15 protein-coding genes and 1 pseudogene are annotated in these 16,249 nt (G+C 70.1%); 3 read left to right on the top strand and 13 right to left on the bottom strand.

From position 1 onward, the window contains the following. Window positions 1-10 precede the first annotated feature (10 nt). The 3 genes from N4G66_RS21775 to N4G66_RS21765 form a co-directional block, all read right to left on the bottom strand. Window positions 11-985 (bottom strand): quinone oxidoreductase family protein, encoded by a 975-nt coding sequence (locus tag N4G66_RS21775; RefSeq protein WP_261705825.1) that lies wholly within the window; start codon window positions 983-985, stop codon window positions 11-13. 564 nt (window positions 986-1,549) lie between these two features. Beyond that, a complete protein-coding gene (locus tag N4G66_RS21770; protein WP_261705824.1) occupies window positions 1,550-2,602 on the bottom strand; it encodes a BKACE family enzyme in 1,053 nt (350 codons plus the stop codon). A gap of 375 nt (window positions 2,603-2,977) precedes the next feature. Next, the gene (locus tag N4G66_RS21765) at window positions 2,978-3,979 is read right to left on the bottom strand and encodes an AraC family transcriptional regulator (protein ID WP_261705823.1); all 1,002 of its coding nucleotides are present in this window, start codon (window positions 3,977-3,979) and stop codon (window positions 2,978-2,980) included. A 157-nt stretch (window positions 3,980-4,136) separates the two neighbouring features. On the opposite strand from N4G66_RS21765, the gene N4G66_RS21760 reads away from it, so the two are divergent. Together N4G66_RS21760 and N4G66_RS21755 are read left to right on the top strand one after the other, a co-directional pair. After that, window positions 4,137-5,210, top strand: a complete 1,074-nt coding sequence (locus N4G66_RS21760; protein ID WP_261705822.1) for a TauD/TfdA family dioxygenase — start codon at window positions 4,137-4,139, stop codon at window positions 5,208-5,210. Then, complete coding sequence (locus N4G66_RS21755; RefSeq protein WP_261705821.1) at window positions 5,207-6,700, top strand: long-chain-fatty-acid--CoA ligase; 1,494 nt, start codon at window positions 5,207-5,209, stop codon at window positions 6,698-6,700. The genes N4G66_RS21760 and N4G66_RS21755 overlap by 4 nt, the downstream gene beginning before the upstream one ends. Before the next feature lie 49 nt (window positions 6,701-6,749). Here the strand turns inward: N4G66_RS21755 and N4G66_RS21750 are convergent, their stop codons facing one another. From N4G66_RS21750 to N4G66_RS21735, 4 genes are all read right to left on the bottom strand, one after another. Continuing rightward, on the bottom strand, window positions 6,750-8,360 hold the full coding sequence (locus N4G66_RS21750; RefSeq protein WP_261705820.1) for a sodium/solute symporter: 1,611 nt from the start codon (window positions 8,358-8,360) through the stop codon (window positions 6,750-6,752). Further along, window positions 8,357-8,791, bottom strand: coding sequence for a DUF485 domain-containing protein (locus N4G66_RS21745; protein ID WP_261705819.1), 435 nt, complete (start codon window positions 8,789-8,791; stop codon window positions 8,357-8,359). The genes N4G66_RS21750 and N4G66_RS21745 overlap by 4 nt, the downstream gene beginning before the upstream one ends. A 371-nt stretch (window positions 8,792-9,162) precedes the next feature. Further along, window positions 9,163-9,804 (bottom strand): hypothetical protein, encoded by a 642-nt coding sequence (locus N4G66_RS21740; protein ID WP_261705818.1) that lies wholly within the window; start codon window positions 9,802-9,804, stop codon window positions 9,163-9,165. A gap of 465 nt (window positions 9,805-10,269) precedes the next feature. After that, window positions 10,270-10,761, bottom strand: coding sequence for a peptidylprolyl isomerase (locus N4G66_RS21735; RefSeq protein WP_261705817.1), 492 nt, complete (start codon window positions 10,759-10,761; stop codon window positions 10,270-10,272). A 574-nt stretch (window positions 10,762-11,335) separates the two neighbouring features. Between N4G66_RS21735 and N4G66_RS21730 the strand changes: the two genes are divergently transcribed. Continuing rightward, on the top strand, window positions 11,336-11,710 hold the full coding sequence (locus N4G66_RS21730) for a hypothetical protein (RefSeq protein ID WP_261705816.1): 375 nt from the start codon (window positions 11,336-11,338) through the stop codon (window positions 11,708-11,710). 438 nt (window positions 11,711-12,148) lie between these two features. Here the strand turns inward: N4G66_RS21730 and N4G66_RS21725 are convergent, their stop codons facing one another. The 6 genes and pseudogenes from N4G66_RS21725 to N4G66_RS21700 form a co-directional block, all read right to left on the bottom strand. Beyond that, window positions 12,149-12,499 (bottom strand): ArsR/SmtB family transcription factor, encoded by a 351-nt coding sequence (locus N4G66_RS21725; protein ID WP_261705815.1) that lies wholly within the window; start codon window positions 12,497-12,499, stop codon window positions 12,149-12,151. Window positions 12,500-12,774: 275 nt separating this feature from the next. Further along, on the bottom strand, window positions 12,775-13,326 hold the full coding sequence (locus tag N4G66_RS21720) for an STAS domain-containing protein (protein ID WP_315903673.1): 552 nt from the start codon (window positions 13,324-13,326) through the stop codon (window positions 12,775-12,777). Between the two features lie 58 nt (window positions 13,327-13,384). Continuing rightward, window positions 13,385-13,810, bottom strand: coding sequence for an ATP-binding protein (locus N4G66_RS21715; protein WP_261705814.1), 426 nt, complete (start codon window positions 13,808-13,810; stop codon window positions 13,385-13,387). Further along, window positions 13,810-14,085, bottom strand: a complete 276-nt coding sequence (locus tag N4G66_RS21710; RefSeq protein ID WP_315903671.1) for a pyridoxamine 5'-phosphate oxidase family protein — start codon at window positions 14,083-14,085, stop codon at window positions 13,810-13,812. The genes N4G66_RS21715 and N4G66_RS21710 overlap by 1 nt, the downstream gene beginning before the upstream one ends. After that, window positions 14,082-15,814 (bottom strand): annotated as a pseudogene (locus tag N4G66_RS21705) (SulP family inorganic anion transporter). Before N4G66_RS21705 ends, N4G66_RS21710 begins: the two are co-directional and overlap by 4 nt. Further along, a complete protein-coding gene (locus N4G66_RS21700) occupies window positions 15,811-16,152 on the bottom strand; it encodes an ArsR/SmtB family transcription factor (protein WP_261705813.1) in 342 nt (113 codons plus the stop codon). The pseudogene N4G66_RS21705 and the gene N4G66_RS21700 overlap by 4 nt, the downstream one beginning before the upstream one ends. Window positions 16,153-16,249: the final 97 nt, after the last annotated feature.

The raw sequence follows: 16,249 nt of genomic DNA, 5'->3' as shown, positions 1-16,249 counted from the left end.
GGGGTGGGGCTCAGAGGACGAAGACGGACGATCCGGTGGTCTGCCCGGCCTCCAGGTCGCGGTGCGCCTGGGCGGCGTCCTCGAGGGCGTACCGCTGGTTGACCTCGATGGTGATGCGGCCGGAGGTGACGTGGTCGAAGAGTTCGCCCGCGAGTTCCGCGCGTTCCGCGGGGTCCGCGATGTAGTCGGCGAGTGCGGGCCGGGTGACGAACAGGGAGCCCTGGACGGCGAGTTGCATGGCGTCGATGGGCGGGACGGGGCCGGAGGCGGTGCCGAAGCAGACGAGCAGGCCGCGGCGGCGCAGCGACGCGAGCGAGGAGGCGTAGGTGGTCCTGCCGACGCTGTCGAAGGCCACCGGGACCCCGGCGCCGTCGGTGAGTTCGCGCACCCGCTCGGCCACGTTCTCGTGCTTGTAGTGGATGATGTGGTCGCAGCCGTGCGCTCTCGCCAGTTCGGCCTTCTCCTCGGTGGAGACGGTGCCGATGACGTTCAGACCGAGCAGCTTGGCCCACTGGCAGACGATGAGGCCGACGCCGCCCGCCGCCGCGGTCAGCAGGATCGTGTCACCCGCCTTGAGAGGGTGGATCCTGCGGAGCAGGTACGCGGAGGTCAGACCGCGCATGGTCATCGCGGCGGCGGTCTCGAAGCCGATGCCGTCCGGCAGCCGGATCAGGGAGCCGACAGGCATGACTCGTTCGGTGCTGTAGGCGCCGAGCGGACTACCGGTGTACGTGACCCGGTCGCCCTCGGTGAACTGGGTGACGCCCTCGCCCACCGCCTCGATCACGCCGGCCGCCTCCACGCCCAGCCCGGCGGGCAGCGGCGCGGGGTAGAGCCCGGTGCGGAAGTAGGTGTCGGCGAAGTTGAGTCCGACCGCGTGGTGGCGGATCCGGACCTCACCGGGGCCGGGGTCGCCGACGACGACCTCCTCCCAGCGCAGGACCTCGGGACCGCCGGTCTCCTTGAATCGAATGGCGTGGGCCACGGGAGCACTCCGTTGTTGGGTGTCTGGTGTCGGGTGAAGAGGAGAGGGGAAGGGGCCGCCGGAGCCGGGGGGTCTGGCCCCGGCGGCCGCGTGGCGTGGCGAGGAGCCGAGCGGCGCCACGGTGGGTCCGGCCGCGACCGGCCTGTCGTGCGGTGGCCGACGGTCGGTCGGGCCGGTGGTGCGGGGACGCGCGCGACGGTCGCTCGGGCCGGCACGGCGGCCGGTGCCCGGCCGAGCGGCCGGCACAGGGCCGTGTCACGGCCACCGGTCGACAGGGTGACCGGCGCATGGACCTGTGCTGTGGCCGGACGGCTGGGACGGTGGTCCTTGCCGTGGCCCGGCGGGCCAGGATGGTGGTCCTGGTCGTGGCCGGGTGGCCGGGATGGTGATTCTTGCCGTGGCCGGGTGGCCGGGACTGTGGGTCCTTGCCGTGGCCGGGTGGACGAGGACGGTGGTCCCTGCCCTGGCCCGGCGGGCCGCAATGCTGGGCCGCGCGGCAGCCGGGCGGACCGCACCGGCGGTCTGTGCCCGGCCGGCGGTCCGGCACGGAGGTCCGCCGTGGGGTCAGGCGTCGCGCAGCATGAAGCCGCGCTGGCCGGGACGCCGGTTCGGCACCATGCCGAGGCGGGCCAGCGTCTCGTCGGTGCTCGAGTAGGTCTCGCCGAGCTTGTAGATCTTCCTGGCCTCGGCGCCGGTCGCGATGTCACGGCCGAGCGCCTCGGAGATCTGCACCATCTGCTCGACCTGCTCGACGCTGGACATGCGCTCGCCCTTGCGCCGCCACAGGTTGTCCTCGTTGCCCACCCGGACGTGCACGCCGAGCGCGATGCCGATCGCGTTCATGGGCGCCACGGCGCGCATGGAGGCCTCGATGGTGAGGACGGCGCCGTCAGGGGCGCGACGGACGAACTCGACGAGGTCGGCCGGGTGACGGCCCGAGAAACCGCCGCCGATCGCCACGTAGTTGAGGATCAGCGGGCCCGTGTGGACACCGGCTCGGATGAGCCGCTCCACGGTTTCGAGCTGGGCCAGCGTCGCGAGCTGGAAGTGCGGCTGGATGCCGCTCGCGGCCAGACGCTTCAGGTGCTCCAGGTAGAAGTCCGGACCGGCCTCCAGGTACATGTCCCGGTACGCCTTGTAGTAGTCCGGCTTGGCGATCGAGGTGCCTTCCAGATCGTCGTCGGTCATGATCTCGACGATGTTCATCTGGCTGGTGTTGATCGCGATGGTGACCTGGTCCGGCTTCGGGTCCAGGTCGGCGAGCATGTGGCGGCTGTCGAAGTCGAGCCACTTGGCGTCCGCGCCCTCGCCCTCCGGGGCGAACGAGATGGACCCGCCGATCTGCAGGACCATGTCCGGCACGGCCTCGCGCAGGCGGCCGATCAGCTCGTTGAACATGGAGAGCCGCTTGGAGCCCTTGCCGTCGAGCTCCCGCACGTGGATGTGGAGCACGGTGGCGCCGGCGTTGTAGCAGTCGACGGCCGCCTGTACGTGCTCGTCCATCGTCAGGGGAAGGTCGTCGGCGTCTCCGGGGAGCCACTCGGGCCCGTAGGGAGCGGCCTGGATGACGAGCTTTTCCTGGTTCTCGGGGAACAGTGAGTCGTCGTGGAAGTGCACGGTCCGTCTCCTTCGTCGGATCGGTGATCACTCGCCGGGGGCATCGCCGCGCGCTGTGCGGGCCTGGGATGTCCGGCGGGGATCGATGCGGGTCACCGGGTGTCAGCGGGCGCGAGGTGGCCCGCTGCGGGCGGCCGTTCCGGAGGGAGTGCCGGGGGAGTGGCACGGCTCCCTCCGGAGGCCGACCGCGTCTTCTGTGCGGTGGTGCAAAGGTAGGGCGGAGTCCATGGGCGTGCTTGCCGTCAGGGGACAGATGATTTGTCATTTGGGGACATCCGTGTGTGGCGCATCGCAAAGGGCGGCGCATGGCCGGACGCCCGTCCCACCCGTCTCGGCAGTCCCCGTGGGGGAGTTGGGGCGGAGGGGCTGGAGCCGCTACGGAGCGTTGCTGCCCCGCCACGCTCTCGGACTGCATCCGAACTGCTCACGGAACCAGCGCGAGAACCCGCTCAGGGAAGAGAACCCCAGCAGGTCGGAGATCTCCGTCAGTGAGCGCCGCGGGTTCGCGACGAACTGCTCCGCGAGTTGGCGGCGGGTGACATTGAGGAGCGAGGAGAATGTCTCGCCCGAGGCGGCCAGATGCCGGTGGACGGTGCGCCGGTCGACACCGAGGCTGCGCGCGACCTGCTCGATCGAGCAGCGCCCGGTCGGCAGCAGGACCTCGATCAGTTCGCGCACCCGGTCCGCGGCGGTGGTGTCCTTGGGGACGGCGATCGCGTCGAAGTACTGGCGGGCGTACTCGCGCAGCAGCGGATCGGCCATGGCGTTGGGCGCGTCGAGGTCGTCGGCGTAGAAGACGATGCCGTCGATCTCGCGGTCGAACTCCACGCTGGGCCCGAACGTGCGCCAGTGCTCCGTGGTGTCCGTCGGCGCGGAATGCCGGAACCACACGGAGAGAGGCTGCCAGCCGGTGTGCAGGAAGTCGCTCAGGATGCGGTGGTAGGCGGCGACAGCCAGCTCCGTGGCCTGCCGGGACTCCATCACCTCACCGAGCCGCAGATCCACCTTCAGCGTGGCCAGCCCGTCCCCCTCGGACAGCCGGGTGTGCAGCACCTCGTTGTACATGTACTGATGGCGGATGAGCAGTTCCAGCGCGCTGCGTACGTCGGGTTCCTCGCGGACGACCAGGCTGATGGGGCCGAGATTGGAGAAGCGCCGGAACTCCGCGAGGAGGACCCCGAAGTCCTCGTGACCGGACTCGGCCGCCGACAGTTCCAGCACCTGGACGGCGGCCGTGCCGGAGATCCACCGGTCCTGGACGGTGAGGGCGGCGGTGTCCAGACCCACCCGCTTCAGCAGCGCCTGCGGATCGATGCCGAGAGAGCGGCACAGCTCGACGTAGCCGCTCAGGGCGGCGGTGCGGACCAGAGGTCTCATGGGCACACTCCAGGGATGTCCCGAAAAGCCTAGTCTCCTGTCCCGTCAGGACAAGCGCGGCGGTGGTCGAGGAACCTAGCATGACGCCACTCACCGGCCGGGCCCGCTCAGGGGACCACTCGCGGACAGGTGAACACGCGACGGATCGGAGGCGAACATGACAGGTACGACGGACGCGGACCGGACACCGCCCACGCCCCGCTCGGGCCCCTCGGTGTGGAAGGGCAGGGACCTGGCACACCCCGAGGAATGGCAGCTGCACCTGTCGGCGCCCCGGCTCGCCGAGATCGACTCCGCCCTGCACGCGGCCCGCAGACGGGATCTCACCCTGCTGAGGCTGACAGCCGCCGACTTCCCGCTCCCCACCCTCGCCGCCGACCTGGCGCACCTCGCCGGGATCCTCGAAGACGGACGGGGGTTCGCGATCGTCCGCGGCATCCCCGTCGAGCGACTCGGCGAGAGTGCCGCGAGCACCGTCTTCTGGGGCCTCGGCCGGCACCTGGGGCATCCCGTCCCGCAGAACGCCGACGGACTCGTCCTCGGCCACGTCCGGGACACCGGGCGCAGTCTGAGCGACCCCGCCGTACGCGGCTACCAGACCCGGGAGGCCCTGCCGTTCCACACCGGCGGCGCCGATCTCCTCGCCCTTCTGCCGTTGCGCACGCCCCGTACCGGCGGACGGATCTCCCTCGTCAGTTCGGCCGCGGTCCACAACGCCGTACTGGACCTGCGCCCCGATCTCGCCGGGCGCCTCTACCGCACGTACCACTTCGACCGCCGCGACGAACACGCTCCCGGCGAGCCGCCCTACACGGCCGCCCCGCTGGTCTCCCGCCCCGACGGCGCCCTCGGGGCACCGAGCATGCGGTACAACCGCTGCTATCTCGAGTCCGCCCAGCGCTTCCCCGAGGTGCCCCGGCTGGAGGCGGCGGACCGGGAACTCTTCGATCTCATCGACTCCGTGGCCGGCTCCCCGGAGTACCGGCTCGACCTCGACCTCCAGGTCGGGGACCTGCTTCTGCTCAACACACACCGGGTGATGCACGCCCGCTCGGCGTTCGAGGACCATCGATCGCCGGAAGACGAGCGCCACTTGCTGCGCCTGTGGCTGGCCTTCCCGCAGGGACCCGGTAGCCAGGACGCACGCCACTGGGTCACTCTTCGCGATGTGATCCGACCGCGCAGTACCGCCGCGCCCGCCGCGACGAATTCAAGGAGACATCCGGCATGACCAACCTCGTCACCCTCCTGGCCGCCACCGTCGCGGCCCACGGCGAGCGCGTCGCCGTCCGTCATGACGACAGCACGCTCACCTACGCCGAACTCGACGACGCCAGCGCACGGGTGGCCGCGCTGCTGCGGGACCGCGGCGTCCTGCCGGGCGACCGCGTCGCGATGACCATGCCCAACGTCCCGCTGTTCCCGGTCCTCTACTACGGCATCATGCGGGCCGGCGGTGTCGTCGTCCCGATGAATCCGCTGCTCAAGGCCCGTGAGGTCGCCTTCACCCTGCGCGACTGCGGGGCGCGGATCGCGCTGGTCTTCCCGCTGTTCGCCGACGAGGTCACGAAGGCGGCGGCGGAGACCGGAACCGACTGTCTGGTGACCGAGCCCGAGGCCTTCGACGCGCTGCTGCGCGGCCACGAACCGATGCGCGACACGCCGGCCCGCACCGACGACGATCCCGCCCTGATCCTCTACACCTCGGGCACCACCGGAACGCCCAAGGGTGCCGAACTGTCCCACCGGAACCTGGCCAGCAACACCCTGACCACCTCCGAGACCCTCCTCCAGGTCGGACCGGACGACGTACTCTTCGGCGGCCTGCCCCTCTTCCACGCCTTCGGTCAGACCTGCGGGCTCAACACGGCCGTCGCCGCCGGCGCCACGCTGACCCTGCTGCCCCGGTTCGACCCGCGGAGCGCCCTGGAGATCATCGCCCGGGACGAGGTCACCGTGTTCCTGGGCGTGCCGACGATGTACGCGGCGCTGCTGCACGCCGAACTTCCCGAGGACTTCGACACCGGCCGGCTGCGCCTGGCCGTCTCGGGCGGGTCCGCGCTCCCGGTCGAGGTGCTGCACGGCTTCGAGCGACGCTTCGGTGCCGCCGTGCTGGAGGGGTACGGACTGTCCGAGACCTCGCCGGTCGCCGCCTTCAACCACCCGGACCGCCCGCGCAAGCCGGGGTCGATCGGGCTGCCCATCCGCGGGGTCGAGATGCGGCTCGTCGCCGAGGGCGGCGGTGAGGTCGAGCCCGGCGGGATCGGCGAGATCGCCATCCGCGGCGAGAACATCATGACCGGATACTGGAACCGCCCGGACGCCACCGCGGAGGCGATCCGTGACGGATGGTTCCACAGCGGTGATCTGGCCCGCGTCGACGAGGACGGCTTCTACTTCATCGTCGACCGCAAGAAGGACATGATCATCCGCGGCGGCTACAACGTCTATCCCCGTGAGATCGAGGAGGTGCTGTACGAGCACCCCGCGGTCGCCGAGGCCGCCGTCGTGGGGGTGCCGCACCCGCTGCACGGTGAGGAGGTCGCGGCGGTCGTCACGCTCCGGCCCGGTGCCGAGGCCACGGCCGAGGAGATCCGCGCCCACACCAAGGAGCGGGTCGCGGCGTACAAGTACCCGCGCATCGTCACGATCGCGGCCGAGTTGCCCAAGGGCCCCACGGGCAAGATCCTCAAGCGCGAGATCGTGGTCAGCGGCCCGTGAACCGCTGAGAGCGGACGGCCGTGCGACGGTGGCGGAAACCCCGCCACCGTCACCGCTCCCTCGGTCGCGGCCCCGCGAGGATCAGGCTCTCGACGCCCTCGTACACCCCGCGTTCCCGGTCCGCCGCACGGCGGCCGGACAGCAGGCTGCCGAGCCAGCCGAAGGCGAAACCCAGCGGAATGGACACCAGCCCCGTCGTGGTGAACGGGAACCAGTTGAAGTCGGCCGCGGGAAAGGCGGACGTCGGGGACCCGGACACCAGTCTGGTGCCCGGCATCAGGATCAGGACGGCGAGGGTGCCGCCGATGAGCGTGCTCATCAGCCCGGTCCGCGTGTAGCGGCGCCAGAAGAGGCTGTAGACCAGAGCGGGGGCGATCGCCGAGGCCCCCACGCAGAAGGACAGGGTGGCGAGCGGTTGCAGGCTGCGGTGCTGGACGAGCACCGCGAGGGCGATCACGGGCGCGCCGACGACCAGGGCCGAGCCGCGGGCGAAGGCCGTCTCACGCTGCGGTGACATGGCGGCGTTCCGGCCCGCGAAGACGTCATGGGCCAGCGAGTTGGCGCAGGCGAGCGTCATGCCGGCGACCGAGGCGAGCAGGGTCAGGAAGATCGCCGTGGTGACCGTGGTGAACACGAGGGTCTCCGCCCGGGACATCACCGGGCCGAACGCGGCCAGGGAGCCCAGCAGATAGGCCGTGTGCCCGTGAGGGTCGGCTGCGGTGATGCGGGTCCGGCCGATCATCGCCGTGGCTCCTATGGCGACAACGCCCGCCACCAGCATGAACAGTGCCACCGAGGACACCGCCCAGGACATCGAACGCCGCACCTGGCGGGCACTGTTGGCGGTGAACATGCGCATGGTCACGTGCGGCAGACAGGCACCGCCCAGCACGATGGCGAACTGCGTACTGATCATGTCGAGCCGGGGATGCGGGCCACCGGCGAACTGGAGCCCGCCGTGCAGGTACGCGGCCGGTGAGCCACTGCGCTTCGCTGCCGCGGTGAACAGGACCCCGGGGTTCCACTGGAACTTGCTCAATATCAGCAGCGCGACGACGATTCCGGAGCCGAGGAGCACCACCATCTTCAGGAGCTGGATCAACGCGGTGCCGCGCATGCCGCCGATGGCCGCGTAGATGATCATCAGGGTGCCGACTCCCACGATGCAGCCGGTCTGCATGGAGTTGTCGGAGAAGCCGAGGATGAAGGCCAACAGCTGCCCGGTGCTGGCGAGTTGGACGAGCATCATCGGCACGAGCGCGGCGATCGTGACGCCGCACGCGGTGATCCGTACGGCCCGCCCCGGCATCCTGCGGGCCAGCACGTCGCCCATGGTGAACTTGCCCGTGTTCCGCAGGGGTTCGGCCAGCAGGAACATCAGCACCAGCAGAGAGAGCAGCGTGCTCAGAGCCAGCACGACGCCGTCGAAACCGCAGAGGGCCATCACGCCGCCGATGGTCAGCACGGTCGCGGCGGAGATGTAGTCGCCCGCGATGGCGAGTCCGTTGCGCAGCGGGGAGAGCGAGCGGTAGCCGGTGTAGAACTCGGCGAGATCGTCGCTGTCCGGGCCGGTCAGCACACACAGCAGCAGGGTCACCGTGACGGCGACGGAGAACGCGACGAGGGACCAGGACTGGGTGGAGCCGCCGAAGGCGCTCACCGCTCCCGCTCCTGCTCGCCGCTCGCCCAGGGAGTGCTCCGGTTCACGCGGCGTGCGAGGGGATCGACATAGCGGCGGGCGGTGCGCTCGTAGACGAGCACGGCGAGCCAGGTGGCGGGGATCTGGGAGAGGGCGAGCACCAGGCCCGTCGACAGGCCTCCGGTGACGGGACGGTCCATGAAACCGGGGCAGCCGGCACAGAGACCGAGGAAGAGGGTGAAGCAGCCGAGTACCGCGAACGTGGTCACGCGCCGTTGCCGGCGGTAGGCGCGGCGCAGGATGCGCAGATCGCGATGGTGCCCGGTCCAGGTGCGGGGTGATGCCCCGCCGCGTAATGGTTCCCCGGCTGGGTCCGGGACATGGCGGGCGGGGGAGTCGTGCTGTCCGTGCGGCGGTCGCGCGGGACGCGGTGCGGAGCTGTCGTACGACATGCCGGTCTCCTGGTGGGGGTGCGGGCCCGGCGTACATGGACCGCGGGACGGTGGGGGACGGCTCGGGTCCTCGCACGCTATTCGGCCCTTCGGCCCATGCGAAGGTGTTTCCTTCAAGTACCTGGTCGGAACGTGTTCACGCCGCTGACCTCGCCTGTTGTCGGTGAAACCGCTGTTGCGCCGCACGTTCCGAGTGAGGGGTGTGGCGAGGGTGACCGGGACGTTCGGTGCGCGCGGATTCGTCGTTCGCCCCACCGCGAGGCGGGGCGACGAGGGCGTACGCGTCGGTCGACGAGGAGGTCCGGGAGGCGGTTCGGCGCGGTGCCCGCGGCACGGGTCGCGGGCGGGTCGGCGGTCATGCCCGTGCCGGCTCAGGAGGAGTCGCTCAGCTCGTTCAGCGGTGTCCCGTGCGCCCATCGCCTGAGGCAGGAACCGTCGATCAGACGTACACCGCCCTGCCGTCGCGCCCACTGGACGTCACGCCGGGTGAAGGCCCCGCGGTGCACCACGAGACGGAGCGGCGGGCCGGGGCCGCCCGGACGTCCCGAACGGGAGGGCGCGTCCTCGTCGGGCAGCGGTTCGGCCACGGGCCGGAAGGCGACCTCCAGACGCTGCCCGCGACCGTCCCGGGCGCGTACCCGGACGCGGTCCTCGGCTCTCCGCGGAGGGAGCACCCGCCAGCCGTCCCGGCGCAGCATCCGGGACACGGCCAGGGCCAGCCCCGCCGTGTCCAGTTCCGCCAGTTCCTCCGGCGTGTAGAAGCCCAGGCGCCGACGAGCCGGCGGACGGTGCCGCCGTACCGCGGCCGGGATGGCGACGGCAAGCACGACCAGCGCGCCGAGGAGTACGCCGACGCCGGCCACGCGGTAGCCGACGGCGAGGCCGGCGGCGATCGCGCACAGGGTGACGACGACCGCGGCAAGGGCCGGCAGCACCTCACGAAGCAAGGGCCCGTACTGCCCTTCCGCGCGCAGCCGGCGGACGGCTCGCTGCCGCTGCGCGCGTCCTGACAAGCGTTTCCCTGGTGTCCGCCCCCTCGGTGTCACTCGGGCCAGCTCCCCCCCAACCCCCGCGCGCTTCGGCGTGTGCGGGAAGGGGCTACCCCTCACGGGCGGGCCGGTCCCCTGGAGTACGGGATTCGGCCATGAATCCGGCTGAACTCTGCCGTGGTCCCGCGACGCGTGGGGCACGATCGGTTCCGGTGGCCGCGGGGTCCTGTGCGGCGGACCGCGCAGTGGGCGCGGCAGGGGGGTCGGTGCGACCACCGGGCGGTGGCGGTCTCATTCCTCGACGACGCGGATGGCCTGCTGATCGGAGGAGGGCAGGCTGCTGGTACGTGAGTGGGGGGTGCCGACCCCGGACTGCCGACCCCGGATTTCGCCCGCCGGAGCGGAGCGCTGCCCGACAGAGGCGGCGGGTGGTACACCGCCGCCTCCGTCAGTAATCGTCCGTGGGGTGGACCCAGGCCGTCGGACCGCTCAGACGGTGCCGGAGTCGGAGATGACGATCTTCTTCGAGGTGGTGCCGGAACGGCTGCCGAGAGCCTCGATCGCCTTCACGACGTCCATGCCCTGGACGACCTCGCCGAAGACGACGTGCTTGTTGTCCAGCCAGTCGGTGACGATGGTGGTGATGAAGAACTGCGAGCCGTTGGTGTTCCGGCCCGCGTTGGCCATGGACAGCAGACCCGGCTTGGTGTGCTTGAGCGTGAAGTTCTCGTCGGCGAACTTCTCGCCGTAGATGCTCTTGCCGCCCGTGCCGTCCTGCCGCGTGAAGTCGCCGCCCTGGAGCATGAAGTCCGGGATGACCCGATGGAACGGCGAACCCTTGTAACCGAAACCGTGTGCGCCCGTGGCGAGCTCACGGAAGTTCTGCGCGGTCTTCGGGACGACGTCGTCGTAGAGTTTGAACTCGATGCGGCCCAGCGGCTCGCCGTTGGCGGTGACCTCGAAGTAGACGTTCTCGCTCATTGCTCTGCTCCTCATGGATGCGAATGTTCGCCCCCGAGCATAGAGAGGCTGAGGCGGTGGGCGCGTGACCGGGGGTGATCATTCGGCGTGTGGCCCGGGATGACGGAGCGATGAGCCGCGGGTGAAACGCGCCTCGGGCTTCACCGGGATACCGCGATCTCCGGCGCGTGGCATCCGCCCGCGCCCACTGGTGCGACTCGAGCTGCATCTACGGGCCCGGAAGTTCACCGAAAGTCACCGCTCCGGCGGGGCGGAGAGCGGTCGGATGCGCGTCGGCAGCCGGCCCGTGTCCCATGGATGGAGTGACCCGGCACGCTACCGGGAAGCGGGGGACGGACCTGCCTTCGAGACTGATGTGCCGTGCGCGCCGAGCGAGTTCTGCGTACGCCCCTGACGCCCGATCTTTCGACAGGAGTAGTCGGTAAGCGGTTCTCTTGCGCTCATGCCCGGTCACCGGATGTCAGCCTCGGAGATACTCCGCTGGTGACTCGGGCGTGCGCATACGGTGCGGTCACGCGGCAGGCACGGACAATTGCCGGTCCTGCCGCGTGACCGACAACCAAGGGGAGACGCTATGGCGAGTGTGGAAGTGTCGCTGAAGGAAATGATGACCGAGGCCGAGGGAGCTTTGGGGGCGGCCGTCGTCGACTACACCAGTGGCATGGCACTGGGCACGCTGGGAGGGGGCAAGGATCTGGACATGACGGTCGCCGCTGCCGGCAATACGGATGTCGTCCGCGCGAAGGTGCGCGCCATGGAGCAGCTGGATCTCAAGAGCCGGATCGAGGACATCCTGATCACCCTCGGAAACCAGTACCACCTCATTCGGCCGGTTGCCGGGCGCAGCGGCAACGGCCTGTTCCTGTATCTCGTGCTCGACAGGGCGCGTTCGAACCTGGCGATGGCCCGCCACCACCTCAAGCGCGTCGAGGGGCAGCTGGAGATCTAGACCGGCCGGAGCCCTGGGCCGACGTGTGCCCACGATATGAAGACTTCTTCAAGTCGCCATATCAGCATGATCTCAACAGCGGATGCGCGTGGCCACGGGCGAGAAGGACCGGTACACGTGGGAAAACCCTGCGGCGGCGCCCTTCCGGGCGTCGCCGCGCTGCGGCGAGGCCGGCGTGCCGAGCTGCCCTTCGGCGGCTGGGCCGAGGACCCTGATTCGGATCAGGCGGCGGCTGACGGATTCGACAGGGAAGGGCGGAGGGGACGGGGGACAGTCAACTGGGCGGCACAGTCCAGCAGCGGGACCGTTTCGAATGGCGGCCGACCGGGGTGAGTCGCCTTGTCGCCGTGGAGCGTTTCGTCCGAAGGGGGCAGCCGTCTCCAGGTACGCGGAGCGCTGTCCAATCCCCAGGAGGCGGCCGCCGATCGGGGGCCGCCGCTAGGAGGACGCTTTCATCTCCTGCTGAGCGGCCTTCAGATCGGCGAGCAGCTCGGCCTGCCCGGCCAGCACCCCGGACAGGATCGTCCGCGCGACCCTGAGCAGCTCCGCCACATGCGGGCTGGTCAGGGAGTAGTACACCGTCGAGCCCTCCTTGCGCGTCACCACCAGGTTCGCCCGGCGCAGTACAGCCAGCTGCTGGGACAGATGTGCGGCTTCGATGCCCACCTCGGGCAGCATCTCCGCGACGGCGTGTTCACGCTCGCTGAGCAGTTCTAGGACGCGGATGCGGGCAGGGTGCCCAAGGGTTTTGAAGAACTCGGCCTTCAGCTGGTACAGCGGCGTGCTCATCGTGCTGTCGCCTCCCCGGAACAGTTGTCCGGCCGAGCTGGCCAGTCCTCGGTATATCGCATCCACTTACTCGTCAACAACATGGCACCCATCTTCGCCCGCAGAGTCGGCCGGACCGAATCCGCGTGCGAGGACCCGTCCACCCGTTCAAGCAGTGAAGGCCTCATGACTTGCCAAGATTAGAAATTCAATATATCGCGTAAGGGATGGCTGGGTGAGAAGCACCCCACTGCGCGGCCTGGGCGCCGTCTGGCTCAAACACCCCGCATGCCGCCTCAAGTACTGCCCCGGCGCCATCCGCCCGGACGGACAGCGGCCGCGATGCGGTGAGGCCCGCGTGCTGGAGCTGTCCTTCGGCGGCCGGGCCCAGGGCACCCTTCTTGATGTTCCGTCTTCTCCGGGTCGAGCGTGCCGGGCGAGGACAGCGGCCAACAATCAGGTTGGCCGGCCGCTGGTACGCCACTGTTGTTGACCGTCACCGCCCTGGCTGTCCGCGTCATGTCCCGCGACGTCCGCCGCAAGGCGGTGTGGATGGTGATGGGTGGGCAGTCGCTGTCAGGCATGAGGGAGCCGTCGGCGGGGATCGAGGCCAGTTCCAGGCTGCGTCCGTGTGTGCTGAGCCGGCGCGCTGCCTCGATGACGGCGAGCCGGCCGTTGACGGACCAGCTGCGCAGCCCGTTCATGTCGACGACGACCGGACCGGCGCCGCGGGCCAGGACCCAGCCGACGGCACCGGTGAAGCGATGCGCACCCTCGGGTCCGAGGCGCCCGGAGAGGGAGAGGACACTGAAATCCTCTCCGGCGGTGTAGTGCCATTCGATCGTCATGATGATGAACCTTCTTGTGGGTGGTGCCTGTTCAGCTCTCCTCCTGGACCGGCTCGGGTCACAGGGGCAGGGTGATCCAGATGCTTTTGCCGTTTCCGTCGGCGTCGCCGCGGACGACGGCGGTGCCGCCCAGGCCGAGAGTGAGTTCCATGACGGTGCTCAGACCGCCGGCCCCCATGTCGATCGCGGCCCCGTACAGCGGTGGTTGGTGGGGGTGGCGGTCGTGGACGGCGAAAGCCAGGCAGTCGGAGCCGGCCGCATAGATGACGGTGAGCTGGGGAGAGAGCGTCACAGCATGCCGGACACTATTGGTGACCAGTTCGCCGAGGATCAGCAGCGCCGGGTCGACGGTGGGGTGGCGCAGGCTGATCCCCCATTCAGTCAGGGCCTGCTCGGCGGTCTGGCGGGACAGGCGGACAGCGGACGGCTCGTTGGGCAGGGTGACGACGTGCCGGTAGGGCAGGGCTTCGAACAGCGTGGACATCAGCCCTCAGTCCCCCGGGGCAGCCGGGAGCCGGATGCCGTCGGGGGATGGATGCGGACGATCGCATCGTGCGGGCCGTGGCTCCAGCACGCGAGCGCACGGCGGTAGTGGGCGGCCTCGTTCGGGTCGGTGATCACCTCGGCGGGCCCGGCGACGGTCACCGTCCAGCCGGTGCCGGTCGCGGACCGGACCTCGTCGACGTGGTCCGTCACGGACGAACGAACCGCAGCAGCCTGGAGCGGAGTGCGCATCACCAGCCGCCCGAACTCACTCATCGGGGTGTCTCCTCTTTCATCTCTGTGGCGTTGCGAGCGGACTTCCGGGCAGCGAGAAGGACCCCGGTCCTCTCCAGGTGGTCGCGGGCCCCGTGGATCGCTTCGGGGGTAGTGGTGTACTCGCGGCCCTCCAGCTGCAGGAGGTCCAACACGCCGACTGAGTCGAGGACTTGGCGTTGCCCCGGCCTGATTCCGGAGGTCAGGACGACGATTCCGCGCCGGTTCAGCTTCTGGACCGCGTCCTTGAGCACCAGCGCCCCGGTCGCGTCCATGGTCGACACCCGCGACATGCGAAGGATCACCACACGTACGTCGGCCACTTCTGTCATCTCCAGCAGGAAGCGGTGCGCGGCGGCGAAGAACAAAGGCCCGTCGACGCGGTAGGCAATGATGTGCTCGGCGAGCAGGGCATGTTCCTCGGCGGTGTGGTCTCCGCGGTCGAGAGGCACCTGGTCGAAGCGGGCCTGCTTGGCAACGGCGCGCAACGCGAGGGCTCCGGCGACGACCAGGCCGATGATGACGGCGTACACGAGATCGAGGGCCAGCGTCGCTACGGCGGTCAGGACGAGGATCAGCGCGTCCGAGCGGGTGGCCTTCAGCATCGCCCGCAGCGAACCGACCTCGACCATGCGGATCGCGGTGGCCAGGAGGACACCGGCGAGGGCCGCCAGCGGGATCTTCGAGACGAGAGGCGCGGCCGCGAAGACGATCACCGCGAGGATCGCGGCGTGAGTGAGGGCGGCGAGCCGGGAGCTCGCACCGGTGCGCACATTGACCGCGGTGCGTGCGATCGCCCCGGTCGCCGGCACGCCACCGAACAAAGGGGCGGCGATGTTGGCAAGGCCTTGGCCGAACAGCTCCCGATCCGGGTCGTGCTGCTGGCCGACGGTCATGCCGTCGGCGACCGAGGCCGAGAGCAGCGACTCCAGCGCGGCCAGCGCCGCGACTGCCACCGCGGGGGCCAGCAAGGAGCCCAGTGAGCCCAGGTCGAGGAAGGACAGCGAGGGCGCGGGCGCAGCCCCGATGGCAGTTCACCGATCGGTTTCGCCCCGGTCAGCCCGGCGGCCTGTGCCACGACTGTGGCGGCGATCACCGCGACGATGGAGAACGGCACGGTCGGACGCCACCGGGCTCCCATGAGCATGACCGCAGCCACCGCGACGGCGACGGCGACGGCCGTCCAGTTCGGGTGCCGCACGAACTCCTCGATGGCCCGCCAGGTCACCGCCAATACCCGGTCGCCCTCCGGTTTGGGCACACCGAGCACGCCCGGAATCTGCTGCAGTCCGATCACGCACGCGATGCCCAGCGTGAAGCCCTCGACGACCGGCGCGGGCACATACTGCATGTATCGTCCGGCCTTCAGCACGGCGAGGCCGACGAGCATCACTCCAGCCATGACACCGACCGTGAGGACGCCCGTCGGACCGTACTGGCCCACGATCGGTACCAGCACCACCGTCATGGCGCCCGTCGGCCCCGACACCTGCAGATTCGATCCGCCGAACAATGCGGCGAGGGTGCCCGCAATGACGGCGGTGGCCAGGCCCGCCTCGGCGCCGAGCCCGGAGGAGACGCCGAAGCCGAGGGCGAGCGGCAGCGCGACGATGGCCACGGTCAGCCCGGCGAGCAGGTCCCGGCGGGGGTTGCGTCCCATCTCCGCCAGGTCGCCGCGGGTGGGCAGCAGTGAGGCGATCCGGGCCCGGACCCGGCTGATCCCCGAGGTCATCGCGCGGCAACCTCGGTCTCCAGCAGCTCAGTCAGCAGTTCGTTGCGCCCGGACAGCATCTGGGTCAGGATCCGGCGCGCGGCCTTCATCAGGTCTGCCACGTCCGCGCCGGCCAGTGCATAGACGACCGTCGAGCCGTCCCGCGTGGCGGTGACGATCCCGGACCGACGCAGTACCGCCAGCTGCTGAGACAGGCTGGACGGCTCCACCTCGATCTCCCCGAGCAGTTCCCGTACCGGCCGCGGGCCGTCCTGGAGCAGCTCCAGCACCCGTATCCGTACGGGATGCCCGAGCATCCGGAAGAGCTCGGCCTTGGCCTGGTACAGCGGAACGGACACGGCCCCTCGACTTCCCCGGACGGCACCCCACCCGGGGCGGACAAGGGCTGTGCCCGAGACTACCTGCAGGAACAGCGAATACAGCATCTAACCAATT

Origin of the sequence: Streptomyces rhizosphaerihabitans (genome assembly GCF_025399795.1) — a bacterium.
Taxonomy (GTDB): domain Bacteria; phylum Actinomycetota; class Actinomycetes; order Streptomycetales; family Streptomycetaceae; genus Streptomyces; species Streptomyces rhizosphaerihabitans.
Note: the sequence above shows the minus strand (reverse complement) of the source record. Positions and strands in the feature narration are given on the sequence as shown.

Coding starts and splice junctions, on each gene's coding strand:
- N4G66_RS21765 (WP_261705823.1), bottom strand. CDS start 3,979: ATGAGACCTCTGGTCCGCACCGCCGCCCTGAGCGGCTACGTCGAGCTG.
- N4G66_RS21760 (WP_261705822.1), top strand. CDS start 4,137: ATGACAGGTACGACGGACGCGGACCGGACACCGCCCACGCCCCGCTCG.
- N4G66_RS21755 (WP_261705821.1), top strand. CDS start 5,207: ATGACCAACCTCGTCACCCTCCTGGCCGCCACCGTCGCGGCCCACGGC.
- N4G66_RS21745 (WP_261705819.1), bottom strand. CDS start 8,791: ATGTCGTACGACAGCTCCGCACCGCGTCCCGCGCGACCGCCGCACGGA.
- N4G66_RS21735 (WP_261705817.1), bottom strand. CDS start 10,761: ATGAGCGAGAACGTCTACTTCGAGGTCACCGCCAACGGCGAGCCGCTG.
- N4G66_RS21730 (WP_261705816.1), top strand. CDS start 11,336: ATGGCGAGTGTGGAAGTGTCGCTGAAGGAAATGATGACCGAGGCCGAG.
- N4G66_RS21725 (WP_261705815.1), bottom strand. CDS start 12,499: ATGAGCACGCCGCTGTACCAGCTGAAGGCCGAGTTCTTCAAAACCCTT.
- N4G66_RS21720 (WP_315903673.1), bottom strand. CDS start 13,326: ATGACGATCGAATGGCACTACACCGCCGGAGAGGATTTCAGTGTCCTC.
- N4G66_RS21715 (WP_261705814.1), bottom strand. CDS start 13,810: ATGTCCACGCTGTTCGAAGCCCTGCCCTACCGGCACGTCGTCACCCTG.
- N4G66_RS21710 (WP_315903671.1), bottom strand. CDS start 14,085: ATGAGTGAGTTCGGGCGGCTGGTGATGCGCACTCCGCTCCAGGCTGCT.